Annotated in this window: 15 protein-coding genes; 10 read left to right on the forward strand and 5 right to left on the reverse strand. The window is 59.6% G+C overall.

What is annotated here, in order from left to right; translation table 11 throughout:
* Positions 1 to 7: 7 nt before the first annotated feature.
* Positions 8 to 2,692, forward strand: coding sequence for a DNA mismatch repair protein MutS (gene mutS, locus VFW72_RS10475; RefSeq protein WP_329674240.1), 2,685 nt, complete (start codon positions 8 to 10; stop codon positions 2,690 to 2,692).
* A complete protein-coding gene (locus VFW72_RS10480; protein ID WP_329674241.1) occupies positions 2,689 to 3,516 on the forward strand; it encodes a proteasome-type protease in 828 nt (275 codons plus the stop codon). The genes mutS and VFW72_RS10480 overlap by 4 nt, the downstream gene beginning before the upstream one ends.
* Here VFW72_RS10480 and VFW72_RS10485 read toward each other — a convergent pair.
* The 3 genes from VFW72_RS10485 to VFW72_RS10495 are packed head-to-tail and all read right to left on the reverse strand — an operon-like array spanning position 3,497 to position 6,473.
* A complete protein-coding gene (locus VFW72_RS10485) occupies positions 3,497 to 4,222 on the reverse strand; it encodes a 1-acylglycerol-3-phosphate O-acyltransferase (protein ID WP_329674242.1) in 726 nt (241 codons plus the stop codon). The genes VFW72_RS10480 and VFW72_RS10485 overlap by 20 nt on opposite strands.
* 12 nt (positions 4,223 to 4,234) lie before the next feature.
* The gene (locus tag VFW72_RS10490; RefSeq protein ID WP_329674243.1) at positions 4,235 to 5,326 is read right to left on the reverse strand and encodes an iron-sulfur cluster-binding domain-containing protein; all 1,092 of its coding nucleotides are present in this window, start codon (positions 5,324 to 5,326) and stop codon (positions 4,235 to 4,237) included.
* Positions 5,319 to 6,473 (reverse strand): acyl-CoA desaturase, encoded by a 1,155-nt coding sequence (locus VFW72_RS10495; protein ID WP_329674244.1) that lies wholly within the window; start codon positions 6,471 to 6,473, stop codon positions 5,319 to 5,321. Before VFW72_RS10495 ends, VFW72_RS10490 begins: the two co-directional genes overlap by 8 nt.
* Positions 6,474 to 6,635: 162 nt before the next feature.
* Here VFW72_RS10495 and rocD point away from each other — a divergent pair, with 162 nt between their 5' ends.
* The 8 genes from rocD to VFW72_RS10535 all read left to right on the forward strand — a co-directional run bounded on the left by rocD (position 6,636) and on the right by VFW72_RS10535 (position 14,331).
* On the forward strand, positions 6,636 to 7,859 hold the full coding sequence (rocD, locus tag VFW72_RS10500) for an ornithine--oxo-acid transaminase (RefSeq protein ID WP_329674245.1): 1,224 nt from the start codon (positions 6,636 to 6,638) through the stop codon (positions 7,857 to 7,859).
* Between the two features lie 60 nt (positions 7,860 to 7,919).
* Complete coding sequence (locus VFW72_RS10505) at positions 7,920 to 9,563, forward strand: CTP synthase (RefSeq protein ID WP_329674246.1); 1,644 nt, start codon at positions 7,920 to 7,922, stop codon at positions 9,561 to 9,563.
* Positions 9,564 to 9,607: 44 nt separating this feature from the next.
* Positions 9,608 to 10,462 (forward strand): 3-deoxy-8-phosphooctulonate synthase, encoded by an 855-nt coding sequence (gene kdsA, locus VFW72_RS10510; RefSeq protein WP_329674247.1) that lies wholly within the window; start codon positions 9,608 to 9,610, stop codon positions 10,460 to 10,462.
* Between the two features lie 89 nt (positions 10,463 to 10,551).
* The gene (eno, locus tag VFW72_RS10515; RefSeq protein ID WP_329674248.1) at positions 10,552 to 11,835 is read left to right on the forward strand and encodes a phosphopyruvate hydratase; all 1,284 of its coding nucleotides are present in this window, start codon (positions 10,552 to 10,554) and stop codon (positions 11,833 to 11,835) included.
* Between the two features lie 73 nt (positions 11,836 to 11,908).
* Positions 11,909 to 12,226: a cell division protein FtsB gene (ftsB, locus tag VFW72_RS10520; protein WP_329674249.1), complete on the forward strand. Its 318-nt coding sequence runs from the start codon at positions 11,909 to 11,911 to the stop codon at positions 12,224 to 12,226.
* Positions 12,226 to 12,909, forward strand: a complete 684-nt coding sequence (gene pnuC, locus VFW72_RS10525; RefSeq protein ID WP_329674250.1) for a nicotinamide riboside transporter PnuC — start codon at positions 12,226 to 12,228, stop codon at positions 12,907 to 12,909. The genes ftsB and pnuC overlap by 1 nt, the downstream gene beginning before the upstream one ends.
* Positions 12,906 to 13,571 (forward strand): ATP-binding protein, encoded by a 666-nt coding sequence (locus tag VFW72_RS10530; protein WP_329674251.1) that lies wholly within the window; start codon positions 12,906 to 12,908, stop codon positions 13,569 to 13,571. The genes pnuC and VFW72_RS10530 overlap by 4 nt, the downstream gene beginning before the upstream one ends.
* Positions 13,534 to 14,331, forward strand: a complete 798-nt coding sequence (locus VFW72_RS10535; protein WP_329674252.1) for a pseudouridine synthase — start codon at positions 13,534 to 13,536, stop codon at positions 14,329 to 14,331. The genes VFW72_RS10530 and VFW72_RS10535 overlap by 38 nt, the downstream gene beginning before the upstream one ends.
* On the opposite strand, the gene VFW72_RS10540 is transcribed toward VFW72_RS10535, so the two are convergent.
* Positions 14,273 to 15,253, reverse strand: a complete 981-nt coding sequence (locus tag VFW72_RS10540) for an Hsp33 family molecular chaperone HslO (protein ID WP_329674253.1) — start codon at positions 15,251 to 15,253, stop codon at positions 14,273 to 14,275. The two genes, VFW72_RS10535 and VFW72_RS10540, sit on opposite strands and share 59 nt — an antisense overlap.
* Positions 15,250 to 15,804, reverse strand: coding sequence for a gamma carbonic anhydrase family protein (locus VFW72_RS10545; protein WP_329674254.1), 555 nt, complete (start codon positions 15,802 to 15,804; stop codon positions 15,250 to 15,252). The genes VFW72_RS10540 and VFW72_RS10545 overlap by 4 nt, the downstream gene beginning before the upstream one ends.
* Between the last annotated feature and the right edge of the window lie 93 nt (positions 15,805 to 15,897).

Raw genomic sequence — 15,897 nt, forward strand, 5'->3', positions numbered from 1 at the left:
TTCGCCGATGGACTTCAGCGCACACACCCCCATGATGCAGCAGTACCTGCGCATCAAGGCGGAGTATCCCGAGACCCTCGTGTTCTATCGCATGGGGGACTTTTACGAGCTGTTCTTTGACGACGCTCGCAAAGCCAATCGGCTGATCGACATCACGTTGACAGTGCGCGGCCAGTCTGCCGGCGAACCGGTGGTCATGGCGGGTGTCCCGGTGCATGCGGTGGAAACCTACCTGGCCAAGCTGATCAAGCTGGGTGAGTCTGTCGCCATCTGTGAGCAGGTGGGCGAGGTCGGGGCCAGCAAGGGGCCTGTGGAGCGCAAGGTGGTGCGGGTGGTCACGCCCGGCACCTTGACTGATTCTGAACTGTTGTCCGAGCGCGCCGATTCCTTGTTGCTGGCCGTGGTCATGGACAAGCGTGGTAACCGGGCCGAGCACATGGTGCCCTGTGGCTTGGCCTGGCTGGGTTTGTCCAGCGGTAATCTGGGCCTGACCGAATGCACCGAGCGGGAGTTGGCTGGCTGGCTGGCCCGACTGCAACCCGCTGAGATTCTGTTTGACCGCGAGCGCATGCCGCCTTCGCTGCAGCCGCTGTTGACGCAAGGCCGTGGTGTAGCCATGACCAGTCGCCCCAGTTGGCAGTTTGATCCCGGGCTCGGCCTGCGCAAGCTGTGCGATCAGCTTGGGGTGAAGGGCTTGCAGGCCTATCAGGCGCAAGACCTGGAATTGGCCCATGCAGCCGGCGCCGCCTTGTTGAGCTTTGCCGAACACACACAGGGCAGGGCCTTGGCCCACGTGTCGACCCTGCAGGTGCCCCGGGCCAGCGACCTGATCGACCTGCCAGCAGCCACTTTGCGTAATCTGGAGTTGACCCAGACTTTGCGCGGTGAGGACGCTCCCACCCTCTTGTCGCTGATCGACACCTGTCGCACCGGCATGGGCAGCCGGGCGCTGCGCCAATGGCTAACCCAGCCCTTGCGCGATCGCACGGTGGCGCGGGCCCGGCATGACGCCATTTCAGTTTTGCTGGCGCCTGAGCGGCTGGAGATGGGCTATGAATCGCTACGCGAAGCCTTGCGCGGCATGAGCGATGTCGAGCGCATTACCGCCCGCATTGCTTTGAGACAGGTTCGCCCGCGCGAGTTGGCCGGCCTGCGTGAAACCCTGCTGGGTTTGCCCGCTTTGCGCGACAAGGTACCCGACGCCTCGCCTCTGTTGGCGCAATTGCGCGAGGCCCTGCAGCCCGACTCGGTGGTGGCGAACACCCTGAGTGCCATGCTCATGGACACGCCCGCTGTGCTCCTGCGCGATGGTGGCGTCATTGCCACCGGTTTTGATGCGGACCTGGACGAGCTGCGCGCCATTTCGCAAAACTGCGATGCCTTCTTGCTTGACCTGGAAGCGCGTGAGCGTGAGCGCACCGGCATCAGCAACCTGCGGGTGCAATTCAACAAGGTGCATGGCTTCTACATTGAAGTCACCCAAAGCCAGGCTGACAAGGTGCCCTTGGATTACCAACGCCGGCAAACCCTCAAGAATGCCGAGCGGTTCATCACCCCTGAACTCAAGGCGTTCGAAGACAAGGCCTTGTCGGCACAAGAGCGTGCCTTGGCTCGCGAGAAGTTCCTGTTCGAACAGCTGATCGATTTTCTGCAAGGCCACATCCAGATCTTGAGTCAGTTGGCTCGTGCGCTGGCCTCGGTTGATGCCTTGTGCGCTTTGGCTGAGCGCGCTGCGACCCTGTTGTGGACTCGGCCTGACTTTGTGCCTCACCCCTGCATTGAGATCGAAAAGGGTCGCCACCCAGTGGTCGAGGCGCGCCTGATGGAGACCACCGGCACCAGCTTCATTCCAAACGACTGCAAGCTGGACGCCAACCGTCGCATGCTGATCATCACCGGCCCGAACATGGGCGGTAAGTCGACTTTCATGCGCCAGGTGGCCTTGATTGCGGTGTTGGCCGCCATGGGGTCTTACGTGCCTGCCACGGCCTGCCGATTGGGCCCGATGGACGCCATTCACACTCGCATTGGCGCGGCAGACGATCTGGCCAACGCCCAGTCCACCTTCATGCTGGAAATGACCGAGGCTGCAGCCATCGTGCATTCGGCCACCGAGCACTCCCTGGTGCTGATGGATGAGATTGGTCGAGGCACCTCTACTTTTGATGGTTTGGCATTGGCCGGCGCGATTGCCAGCTACTTGCACGACCGCAACAAGGCCTTCACGCTGTTTGCCACCCACTACTTCGAGCTGACGCAGTTGCCGCAGAAGCACCCGCGCTCGGCCAATGTGCACGTGGGTGTGGCCGAATCGGGTGACGACATTGTCTTCCTGCATGAACTGCAACATGGCCCGGCCAGCCGAAGCTACGGCGTGCAAGTGGCCCGCCTGGCTGGCATGCCGCACACGCTGATTCGCCAGGCGCGCGCCACACTCGAGGCGCTGGAAACCCAGCAGCGTGAAGCCGATCAGCAGATCGATCTGTTTGCCGAAGCCATCGGCGGAGGCTCCGGGCTGGATGTGGAAGCCTTGGTGGCATCAGGCACGGCACTTGCTGCACCTGCGGGAGACGCCTTGTCGCCCACCGAGGCGCAGGCGTTGAGCTTGCTTGCCAGTATCGACCCCGATACCCTGACCCCACGTGAGGCGCTGGACGCCCTGTACAAACTCAAAGCGGTGATTTCGTCATGACCTACTGTGTTGCGATGCGCCTGAACTCAGGCCTGGTGTTTCTGTCGGACTCGCGAACCAATGCGGGAATGGACCAGATCAGCACCTTCCGCAAGATGACGGTGTACGAAAAGGAGGGCGATCGCGTTCTGGTACTACTGTCTGCCGGCAACTTGGCGATTACCCAGGCGGTGAAGCAGTTGCTGGGCACCGAGACCATTGAGGGCTCAGATGGCGAGCCGGTCACGATCTGGACAGCCAAGAGCCTGTTCGATGTGGCTCGCATCGTAGGTAGTGCGGTTCGCACCGTTCATGCTCGCGATGCCGAGGCTCTGAAAAAACACGGCATCGATTTCAATTGCAGCCTCATCATCGGCGGGCAAATCGGCAGCGAAACCATGCGCCTGTTCAACGTCTATGCCGCTGGCAATTTCGTTGAGGCTGGCATTGATGGCGTGTGCTACTTCCAGATTGGTGAGTCGAAATACGGCAAACCGGTGATCGACCGTGTGGTCACGCCCAACACGCCTCTTCAGGAGGCAGCCAAGTGCGCCCTGATTTCGATGGATTCGACCCTGAAGTCGAACCTGTCGGTGGGCTTGCCCTTGGATTTGCTGGTGTACGAAGCCAATGCCTTGAAGGTGGACAAGCTCATCAACATCGATGAAAGCAACACCTACTTCCGCATGATTCGCTCTACCTGGGGGCAACGCCTGCGCCAGGTCTTTGACTCCATTCCCGAACCCACCTGGAACGGCGACGCTGCCGACATGGGCTCGCATGCGGTGCCCAGCCAGGCTCAGGCCATGAATCCGCTGAGCAAGATCATCGCGCCAAACGGCTGACTTCCTCGTCCAGTTCGGCAATGCACGCCGCCATGTCGGCGTGAATCCGTGCCATCAGGGCGGGCATGTCATCCATGGTCAGGCCCGCGGTGGGAACCGGGGGCAACGAGCGAATGATCACGTCGCCGCTGTGCCAGCGATTCAGTCGCATGGTCTTTTTGTAGGTGCTGCAACACAGTGGCACGATGGGTACGCCGGCCGTGATTGCCATCTGGAAAGCGCCTTTCTTGAAAGGCTTGAGGCCCTTGCCCAAGTTGCGGGTGCCTTCGGCAAATACCCAGATGCTGGTGTCCTTATGTTGCAGCGTGTCAGTGGTGGTCAGCATCGCCTGTTTGGCCTTGATGGCATTGCCGCGGTCAATCAGCACGTTGCCCGAAAGCCAGTAGATCTGTCCAAACAGCGGCAGCCACTTCAGGCTCTTTTTGCCAAGCGACACCGTCCGCGGGGGTACCACGCTGCCCAGCACAAACAAATCGTAGTTCGACTGATGGTTGGCCACCACCACATATGACCGGGGCTGATTCATCAGCCCGTCCACTTCTCGGCGCACTCGCAAACCCAGAATGCGCGTGGCTGGCAAGCTGTAGAGGCGACCGAAAATGCGGCTGTTGTCGGGGTTGAAGGGGCGGAACAGCACGAACAGGCCGGCGAATCCGACCAGAACGAACTGAACGACCAGTAGCAGCATGCGCAGCGCAAACAACATGGTGAGCTTTCGTCAGGTATCAAGAACAAGTTTGCGCGAGGCTGGGTAAGCCGTGCACAGGTAAACCGCATGCCCCAGCACGTTGCCGCTGGCCTGGCCCGACTTGAGCGTCAGCTTGCACGTACCGCACATGCCTTGGCGGCACCCCACTTCCAGGTTGAGCTTGCGTGAATCTGCAATCTCCATCAGTGTGCGGCCACGGTCGGCTTCATTGAGGCACACATGGGCATCGATGTGCTGGAAGTACACCTCAGCACCAACTGGATCGAACGTCTCGTCGGGGGCTTGCTCGAATGACTGCGCCACGAAACGCTCGCAATGCAGGCGCGACAGGTCGTAGCCAGCCTGGGTCAGCATGGCAATGACCTGATCCATGAAGCCCTGCGGGCCACATAGGTACACGTCGCGCTCTAGCAGGTCGGGGTACTGTTCCAGCAAGCTGCTGGTGTGTAGCAGTTGGCCCGGTTCATGGGCTTCGTGCGAATAGGCCACGCGCACATCAAACCGGGTCTTCCATTGAGCCAGGTCTTTTGCAAAGATGGTGTCGGCCTTGCGCGCGAACTGTGCGTACAGAGCCATGTCTGGCGCAGACTTGCCTTGCAGCAGGTCTGACACGATCGAGTAGCAGGGCGTGATGCCCGAGCCTGCGCAAACGAATAGCACCTTGGGCTGCTGACGGTAGGTGAATTGCCCCTCAGGGTGGTGCAACGTCAGCGTGGCACCTTGTCGGACATGGTCGTGCAGCCAATTCGACAGCAGCCCACCGTCCTTGCGCTTGACGGTGATGGTGAAGCGCCCCCGTTGCATGGGCGACAGGCTGTAGAAACGGCTGACGGTTTCCCCGTTGATCTGGGCGCTCACCTCCACGTGCTGGCCTGCCTGCATGTGCTTCCAATGCTGGTTGGGCAGCAGCGTGAAGGTTTTGACGCCATCGGCCTCTGAGCGAATGTCCACCACCAGGGCTTTGAGTTCGTACGTCCACAGAAAGCCATTCACACGCCGATTCAAATCGGTCATCGTGTTGCTGACGATGTAATCCATCCAGCGACGGCCCACATGTTTCAGGGCCAGTCGGTTAATCTGATTCAGGCCGCGCTCAAGCATGGTGTTCTCGCGTAGTCGATGTGGCCTGAGCAGGCGGGAAGGAATACTTCCACATCACCCCCACGTAGTTGCGAATGGCCGCAAACCAGTTTGGGTTCAACTTGTAGTCAATGCCGTATTTGGCACACACGGCCTTCACTTCGCGGGCCATGTCAGGGTAGCGGTGCGAGGGAATGTCGGGAAACAAGTGGTGCTCGGTCTGGTAATTGAGATGGCCCCACAAAACGCTCATGCGGCGGCTGCCCTTGAAGTTCACCGACGAATCCAGTTGTGACAGGTACCAGCGGCCTTTGTGCTTGATGGCATCGGCCGGCTGCAAGGGCTCGGTGAAATGGGTGGCCTGAATCGTCATGCTGATCCAGTAATTGTTGATGGCATCGGCCAACAGGTTGCCGAGGAACACCTTCCAGAACGAAAAGCCAGTTGCCAGGGCCAGCAATGGGAACACGGCATATTCCTTGACCAGCACGCGCAAGATCGACAGGCGATGGCGTTTTTCCAGTTCCTGGTCAGATACCCCTGGGTGAGTCACGCAGGCGTAGCCCTCGTTACCGCGAGGAAAGTGTTTCTCGCGAAATTTTTGGCCAAACCCCAGGTTCTGCGAGTTGAACTGGTACAGCATGGTGGGGTAGGCCGCCAACAGATATGTCGGTACCTGAAACAGGTGGCGGCGGTTCCATGGCGTCTGCTCGTTGGTGCGCAAAATGCCATGGTTCAGGTCCGGGTCCATTTCATACACATTGGTGTGCACGTGGTGCATGGCATTGTGTTCGCGGCGCCAACCTTCCTCGTCTACCGGCGCCTTCCACTTGAAGTTGTGCGAGTGGAATTGGGGAATCTCGTCGAAATAGTCGTACTGGCCATGCAGCACGTTGTGTCCAATTTCGATGGATTCGAGGTTGCGGTGCAGCCAAGTAAAAAACACACCCAGGCTGAAGGTGATAGGCTCGGGGCTGATCCACAGCAAGCCGCGGCCGATGACCTCGAACAGGCGTGACTTGGTGCGCAGGCCCTTGATGTAGCGCACGTCCTTCTCGCCCAAATCATCGCGGTGACGCTGCTTGATCGCTTCAATGTCGCGCTCGATCAAATCAAAGAGTGCGGGGTCAACTTTGGACAGAACCGAGGGGCGCGAAGAGGGATTCATTCAATGCGGAGGCGAGGGAAACCGCGCAGTATAGGGGTGTCATCTCACGCCGAATCTTGTGGAATTCATCAATTTCTCCCTCGTCGTTTCAAAAAAACCGCTTTTCTTGATGCCTATCTAAAGCCACACTGGATTTGTCACGTCAAGGAAGCGGAGTCCGCCATGGGCAAAAGCCGTGAATTGATCGAACTCGATCTGGAAAAGGGGGCTCACAACTACCATCCCGTCGAGGTGGTGTTGACTCGGGCCAAGGGTAGTTTCCTTTGGGATGTGGAGGGGCGCCGCTACATCGACATGATGGGGGCGTACTCCACCGCATCGCTGGGGCATTGCCACCCGAAGATCATTCGCTCGCTGGTGCGGCAGGCGCGCAAGTTGGACGTGACCAGTCGCGCGTTCTACAACGATCAATTGCCGACCTGGCTCGATGATCTGACCCGACTGGCCGGTGCTGATAAGGCTCTGCCGATGAACTCCGGTGCGGAAGCCGTGGAAACGGCGATCAAACTCGCTCGCAAATGGGGCGAAACCGTCAAAGGCATACCGACTGATCGCAGCGAAATCATTGGCTGCGAGGGGAACTTTCATGGCCGCACGCTGGGCTTGATCAGCCTGTCGACCGAGCCTCAATATCGCGCGAATTTCGGCCCGTTGCTACCTGGCATGCGCACCGTACCGTATGGCAATTTGCGAGCTTTGGAAAAAGCCATCACGCCGCGCACGGCTGCGTTCATCATCGAGCCCATCCAGGGCGAAGCGGGCATCCGGGTGCCACCACCCGGGTATCTGGCCAAGGCCCGTGAGTTGTGTCGTCGGCACAATGTGCTGTTCATCGCTGACGAAATTCAGTGTGGTCTGGCACGCACCGGGCGGCTGTTTTGCTACGAGCACGATGGCATCCAGCCCGATCTGGTCATTTTGGGCAAGGCGCTGGGTGGCGGTGTGTATCCGGTTTCGGCGGTGGTCGGGCGGGGCGACGTGCTGGGGGTGTTCAAGCCGGGGGACCACGGCTCCACGTTTGGTGGGAACGCCATTGCGGCCGCAGTCAGCCAAACAGCCTTGAAACTGCTGAGTGACCCGGCCTTGATTGCGCGGGCCGATCGACTTGGCCAGTGGGCTCAAGCGTATTTGCGCAAACATTTGGCCAACGCGTCTGTCGTTCGCGACATTCGGGGCAAAGGCTTGCTCATCGGGGTGGAGGTGGCGCCAGAGATCGGCGCACGCCCCTTGGTGGAGGCCTTGAAAGAAGAGGGTGTGCTGACCAAAGACAGTCATGAGGTGGTGATTCGCCTGGCACCCCCCCTTAATATTCGCAAAAAGCACCTCCGCCAGGCGCTGGAAGCTGTGACGAAGGTTGTGCAGAAAGCGCGCGCGGCGCCCGCGTAAACACCTATAATGCCGCTTTACCACCGCAGCGCCCCTCCCTAAGGCGGGCGCTATTGCGCAATGACCAAGTTTGTCTTCGTCACGGGCGGTGTGGTGTCCTCGCTTGGCAAGGGCATCGCCGCTGCGTCTTTGGCCGCCATTCTCGAATCGCGTGGCCTGAAAGTCACCCTGATCAAGCTGGATCCCTACATCAACGTGGATCCCGGCACGATGTCTCCGTTCCAGCACGGTGAAGTGTTCGTCACAGACGACGGCGCCGAAACCGATCTGGACTTGGGCCACTACGAACGCTTCATCACCACCCGGATGAAGAAGGCCAACAACTTCACCACCGGCCAGATCTACAAGTCGGTGCTGGAGAAGGAACGCCGTGGCGACTATCTCGGCAAGACCGTGCAGGTCATCCCTCACATCACCAACGAAATCCAGGATTTCGTGCGCCGTGGCGCGGGTGTGGGCACGCCTGAGGCCGTCGATGTGGCCATCGTGGAAATTGGTGGCACCGTGGGTGACATCGAATCGCTGCCCTTCATGGAAGCCGCGCGTCAGATGAGCCTGAAGTCGGGCCCCAGCAGCACCGCCTTCGTGCACCTGACCTATGTGCCCTTCATCGCCGCTGCAGGCGAGTTGAAGACGAAACCCACCCAGCACACCGTGCAGAAGCTGCGTGAAATCGGTATCCAGCCCGATGCGCTGCTGTGCCGTGCCGATCGCGCGATTCCTGAAGACGAGCGCGGCAAGATTTCGCTGTTCACCAACGTGCCCGAAACCGGCGTGATTTCGGTTTGGGATGCGGACACCATCTACAAGGTGCCTCGCATGCTGCACGAGCAGCACCTCGACGACCTGATCTGCAACAAGCTGCAGCTGCAGACCAAGCCCGCCGATCTGAGCCGTTGGGACAACCTCGTCAACGAGGTCGAGAACCCACAAAGCACCGTTACCATCGCGATGTGCGGCAAGTACACCGACTTGTCGGATTCGTACAAGTCACTCAACGAAGCGCTGCGCCACGCCGGTATCCACAACCATGCTCGCGTCAACATCGAGTATGTTGACTCTGAAACCCTGACCTCGGAAACCGTCAGCCAACTGGCTCAGTACGATGCGATCCTGGTGCCGGGTGGCTTCGGTAAGCGCGGTGTGGAAGGCAAGATCTGCGCGGCTCAGTTTGCCCGCGAAAACCGCATTCCTTATCTGGGCATCTGCCTGGGTATGCAAGTGGCCACCATCGAATACGCCCGCCACAAGGCAGGTCTGACCGATGCCAATTCCACCGAGTTCGAGCCCAACACGCCCCACCCAGTCATCGCCTTGATCGACGAATGGCTGGATGCCGATGGCACTGTGCAAAAGCGCGATGCCTCGTCTGACCTGGGCGGCACCATGCGTCTGGGCGCACAGAGCTCTGACGTGAAGCCCGGCACCATCGCCTATGACATCTATGGCCCCGTGGTCACTGAGCGTCACCGTCACCGCTATGAAGCCAACGAGCGCTATCTCGATCGCTTGCAAGAAGCGGGGCTGGTCATTTCGGCCATCACTCAGCGTGAAAAGCTGACTGAAATGGTGGAGTTGCCCAAGTCGGTTCACCCCTGGTACGTGGGCGTGCAGTTCCACCCTGAGTTCAAGTCGACGCCATGGGATGGCCACCCGCTGTTCATCAGCTACATCAAGGCTGCGCTGGCTCGCAAGATCTCCTGATCGCGCGACAGCAACCACAACTGAGCGACACCTGAGGACACTCGATGAAACTGTGCGGCTTTGACGTTGGTCTGAACCACCCGTTTTTCCTGATCGCTGGCCCCTGCGTGGTCGAATCTGAACAACTTCAGATGGACACCGCGGGCACCTTGAAGGAAATCACCAGCGCGCTGGGCATTCCTTTCATCTTCAAGTCGAGCTACGACAAAGCCAACCGCTCCAGCGGTACGTCTTTCCGTGGCCCAGGCATGGAAAAGGGCCTGGAAATTCTGGCCAAGGTCAAGCGCGAGTTGAACGTACCCATCCTGACCGATGTGCACACCGAAGCCGAGATCCCTCTGGTGGCTTCTGTGGTCGACGTGCTGCAAACGCCCGCCTTCCTGTGTCGCCAGACCGACTTCATTCACGCGGTGGCCCAGTGCGGCAAGCCCGTGAACATCAAGAAGGGCCAGTTCCTGGCCCCTGGTGACATGAAGAACGTCATCGACAAGGCCCGAGCTGCCGCCAAGGCCAAGGGTTTGAATGAAGACAACTTCATGGCCTGCGAGCGCGGCGTCAGCTTTGGCTACAACAACCTCGTGTCCGACATGCGTTCGCTGGCCATCATGCGTGAAACCGGCGCCCCGGTCGTGTTCGATGCCACCCATTCGGTGCAGTTGCCAGGCGGGCAGGGCACTTCGTCGGGTGGCCAGCGCGAGTTTGTGCCGGTGCTGTCGCGGGCTGCCGTGGCAGTGGGCATCTCGGGTCTGTTCATGGAAACCCACCCCGATCCCGCATGTGCCATGTCTGACGGCCCCAACGCCGTGCCGCTCAAGCACATGAAGGCCTTGCTGGAAACGCTGGTCGAACTCGACCGCGTCACCAAGAAAAACGGCTTCCTGGAATCGAATTTCTCCTGATGTAAGCTCGGCCGATCAAGTTTTTAGCCTGGTCGGCCGAAACTGTTTTTTCGTCTTTTAATTTTCAAATCTCTTTGAGGAAAACATAGATGAGCGCCATTGTTGACATCATCGGCCGTGAAGTTATCGACAGCCGCGGAAACCCCACCGTGGAATGCGACGTGCTGCTGGAAAGCGGCGTGATGGGCCGTGCTGCAGTGCCCTCCGGTGCGTCCACTGGTTCGCGCGAAGCCATCGAACTGCGTGATGGCGACAAGAGCCGTTACCTGGGCAAGGGCGTGCTGAAGGCCGTTGAGCACATCAACACCGAAATCGCCGAAGCCGTGCTGGGTCTGGATGCCTCCGAGCAAGCTTTCCTGGACAAGACTTTGATCGACCTCGACGGCACCGAAAACAAGGGCCGCCTGGGTGCCAACGCCATGCTGGCCGTGTCGATGGCCGTGGCTCGCGCTGCAGCTGAAGAAGCGGGGCTGCCCCTGTACCGTTACTTCGGTGGCATGGGTGCAGTGCAGCTGCCCGTTCCCATGATGAACGTGATCAACGGTGGTGCGCACGCCAACAACAATCTGGACCTGCAAGAGTTCATGATCCTGCCCGTGGGTGCTCCTTCGCTGCGCGAAGCCCTGCGTTATGGCGCTGAAGTGTTCCACGCGCTGAAGAAGATCATTCACGACAAGGGCATGTCCACCGCCGTGGGCGACGAAGGTGGTTTCGCTCCTTCCGTGGCCAGCCACGAAGCAGCCATCCAGCTGATCCTGGAAGCCATCGAGAAGGCTGGCTATGTGGCCGGCGAACAAATTGCTCTGGGTCTGGACTGCGCTGCTTCCGAGTTCTACAAGGACGGCAAGTACCACCTGGAAGGTGAAGGCCTGACCCTGACCGCCGAACAGTGGACCGACATGCTGGCCACCTGGTGCGACAAGTACCCTATCATCTCGATCGAAGACGCCATGGCCGAAGGCGACTGGGATGGCTGGAAGCACCTGACCGAGCGTCTGGGCAAGAAGGTTCAATTGGTGGGTGACGACCTGTTCGTGACCAACACCAAGATCCTGAAGGAAGGCATCGAGAAGAACATTGCCAACTCGATCCTCATCAAGATCAACCAGATCGGCACCCTGACCGAAACTTTCGCTGCCATCGAAATGGCCAAGCGCGCTGGTTACACCGCCGTGATCTCGCACCGTTCCGGCGAAACCGAAGACAACACCATCTCCGACATCGCAGTGGGCTTGAACGCTGGTCAGATCAAGACCGGTTCCATGAGCCGTTCTGACCGCATGAGCAAGTACAACCAACTGCTGCGCATCGAAGAAGATCTGGGCAACGTGGCCGTGTACCCCGGTCGTAGCGCCTTCTACAACCTGCGCTGATCACAGCACTCCCTCTGAGTGGTGAGAGCGGGGCCTTCGGGCCCCGTTTCCATTTGGTGGATAATCTCAGTCTATGCGAGTTGTCACGCTGATTCTGGTGGGCCTGTTGGCTGTCATCCATGCCGAACTGTGGTTTGGCAAGGGGGGCGTGCCGCGTGTGTGGTCACTGAAGTCCCAGGTTCAGCGTCAGCAATCGATCAACGCTGAAGCGCAAGCTCGCAACGAACAATTGGAAGCCGAAGTACGCGATCTCCAGGAGGGCCTTGAAATGGTCGAGGAAAAAGCGCGTACCGAACTGGGCATGGTCAAGCCCGACGAGGTGTACGTGCAACTCACCACCCGTTTGCCCAGCGTGCCGGCTCCTGCCGCTTCCGAACCTCCAGTGCATTGATGCAGTCGACTTCGCTGGCTGATTTGTTCAGCTGGGCTGATCCTGCCCTTGTTCCGCTATTCCATTTTCTAGGTGCGCCGGTCACGACGCTGGAACTGCTCGCTTTTTTGCTGTCGTTGTGGATGGTGGGCTGCAACCTGCGTGTTCATGTTGCCGGGTGGCCTTTGGCCATCGTCAGCTCCTTGCTCTACGGTGTGTTTTTTGCCCGAGGCAAGCTGTACGGCGAGGCCTGCCTGCAACTGGTTTTTGTGGCGGTTTCCATCTGGGGTTGGTGGCAATGGTTGGCCCCTGCGCATGCGCGTGCGATGGAACTGACAGGATCCGGTGGGCTACCTGATCCCGCTAACCGAGGCGTTCAGATCATGAGCCGTCGGCAAAGGTGGTTGTGGATAGCGGCTGCCCTGGCGCTGTGGCCGCTGATGGGGGCTACGCTTGATCATTTCACCGACTCTGATGTACCGTATCTCGATGCCTTTCCCACCACCTTCAGTCTGCTGGGGCAGTATTTGCTGGGGCGCAAGTGGGTTGAAAACTGGCCTATCTGGGTGGTGGTGAACGTGGCCAGCATGGGCTTGTTTGCCCATCGCGGTTATTGGCTGACTGTGGTCCTGTACAGCATCTTTGCGGTGCTGTCTGTCTGGGGCTGGCGTCAATGGTTGCAACTGTCCAAGAGGGCTGCATGAACGCACCGTTCAAGTTGCCCAAACCGAACCAAGGGCTTCTGGTCACCATAGTCGGAGCCGAGAGCACAGGCAAAACCACACTGGCTTTGGAGCTTGTCGAGCAGCTCCAGGTGAGGGGGCATCGCGCAACGATGGTGCCAGAGGTGCTGCGTGAGTTTTGTGATCGAGAGGGGCGCACCCCGCACAAACATGAACAACTGGGGTTGGCTCAGGCTCAAACTCAGCGAATTCAAGCAGCCCGCGCAGAGCATGACATCGTGGTGGCAGACACCTCGGCCTTGATGATTTCGGTCTACAGCGAATTCATCTTCGGTGATGTGTCATTGCATGCCATGGCGTTGGAGGCGCATGCTCAGTCAGACCTGACTTTACTGACCGCGGTTGATCTGCCTTGGGTCGCCGATGGGTTCGTGCGCGATGGTGAGCACGTGCGCGCCCCTGTTGATGCTCTCATTCGAAGCAAACTGATCGAAGCCGGGCTGAGTCACTCCGTCATTGGCGGAACAGGGGCCCAACGCGGCGCGGCCGCCCTGTCGGTGGTGGAGCATGCGCTTCACGTGGCAGAGCTGCAGCGCAGTGGTCAGCCGCGCAAACCCTGGCGCTGGATCTGCGAGAAGTGCGACGATGGCGATTGTGAACAGCACGGGCCTGTTGCCGCTTGACCCGGAGGTCAACCCTGGCTGTTTGCCGGTCTTGTACCGTGACGAACACCTGGTGGTGATTCACAAGCCCGCAGGCTGGTTGGTGCACCGCACGGGGCTTGATGCGGGCGAGACTCGTTTTGTGGTTCAGACCCTGCGCGACCAGTTGGGCCAGCACGTATTCCCGGTTCACCGGCTTGACAAGGGGACCTCGGGTGTCCTGGTGATGGCGTTGTCGTCCGAAGCGGCCCGAGGGTTGGTGCAATCCTTTGAGCGACAGGAAGTCCGCAAACGCTACCTGGCCATGGTCAGAGGCTGGCCTGCGGAACACATCGAAGTGGACCATGCGCTCAAACCCGATGACGCCCCGGCTCATGCGCCTGCTCAACCTGCCCGAACCCGGTTCGAGCGCGTGGCCACACTGGCTCTACCGGTGCCGGTTGACCGATACCCTGAAACTCGCGTTGCTTTGGTGCGTGCAGTGCCGCTGACAGGCCGCCGGCATCAGATCCGGCGCCATCTCAAACACGTGAGTCACCCCATCGTGGGCGATGCAACCCATGGCAAAGGTGCCCACAACCGTTGGTGGGCTCAGTACCTGGGCATGCAGCGTTTGTGGCTGCATGCCTGCAGCCTGACGTTCACGCACCCGATCTCGGGGCAGTGTGTGGAGGTGACTTCCCGCTTGGACCAGTCCTTCAACGAGGACTGGCAGCGCTTGCTCACTGAAGGCTGGACGATCCGGGCGGATGATCCGGACCTTGGGCAAACAACTCGGTAGCGTCCACCGAGTCGAACTGATAGCGGGCGCCACAGAAGTCGCAGCCCACATCGACCTGGCCTTGCTCGGCGATGATGTCCTTGATCTCTGCTTCACCCAAGCCGCGTAGCATGTTGCCGACGCGTTCGCGTGAGCAGCTGCACTCGAACTTAGGCCCCATGGCGCCTTGCTGAGGCTCGAAGCGAACCAGTTTTTCTTCCCAGAACAGGCGGTGAAGAATGGTGTCGGCATCCAGGCTAAGCAGCTCCTCGCGCTTCAGGCTCGAAGCCAACACGGCAATGCGGTTGTAGTCTTCGTCGGCTTGTGCCTTGTCGGTCTTGCCTTCGCCTTCCAGATTGCCTTCGCCTTCCAGCGGCAGGCGTTGGATCAGCAGGCCGGCTGCAACGTCGTCGTTGGCAGCCAGAACCAGCGTGGTTTCCAGTTGCTCAGACTTGAGCATGTAATGCTCCAGCACTCGCGACAATGAGCTCAGGTCTTTTCCGTCGTCATCGCGCAGTGACACCACCCCTTGGTAGGGCTGCTGACCGGGTAGACGGTCTTTCGGGTCGAGCGTGATGGCGCAGCGCCCCTGACCGTGTACGTTGACCATGGCGTCCAGAGGCAGTCCGCCCGTGTCAGACGCGGGAACGTCGCCCACAACCTTGGCCGTGGTGCGGAAACCCAGATCTGGTGAGACCTCACTGACGGCCACTTTGACAGGGCCGTCGCCAAAAATCTGCAGCACCACCGAGCCATTGAATTTGATGTTCGACTGCATCAGTACGCCAGCGGCGGCCATTTCGCCCAGCAATTGGCGAACCGGAGCAGGGTAGGGCTCGCTGGCCTCGCGGCGGCTCAGAACCTCGCGCCAGCCGTCGGTCAGACGCACCAACATGCCTCGTACGGGCAAGCCTTCGAACAGAAACTTGTGCAATTCACTCATTCAGATGCTTTCAGCGGTGCGTCAATGCGCACCAATTCTTTCTTATATCGGGCCGATCGATCCACATACAAGGCCGTGCCCGCATGCATGCGGTCGAGCTCACCTTGGGTCAGAGGGCGAATGGCCTTGGCGGGGCTGCCCAGAATCAGCATCCCGTCTTCAAACACCTTGCCTTCAGTGACCAGTGCCCCGGCGCCCACCAGGCAGTTCTTGCCAATGACCGCGCCATTGAGCACCACGGCTTGAATGCCGATCAAGGCGCCATCTTTCACGGTGCAGCCATGCAGCATCGCCTGGTGCCCAACGGTCACGTCTTGGCCTATGACCAGAGGGAAGCCGATATCGGTATGCAGCACCGATGATTCCTGGATGTTCGAGCGTGCGCCCACGGTGATGGGTTCGTTGTCACCCCGAAGGGTTACATGTGACCAGACGCTTGTGTTTTCTGCCAGCCGCACATCGCCAATCACGTCGGCCGAGTCGGCCACGTAAGCGGTTTCGTGAACGGAGGGGCTCAACTCCTGCTGGCCGGTGATGCGATAAAGCGCCATGGTGTGTGCTTACAACTGTGTTGACCCAAAGGTCTCGATTTTATGAGGTATGGTCAGTTATCGTTGGGAGTAAGCTCATTTCAGACCCATTCG

The organism is Aquabacterium sp. (assembly GCF_036273115.1).
GTDB lineage: Bacteria > Pseudomonadota > Gammaproteobacteria > Burkholderiales > Burkholderiaceae_C > Aquabacterium.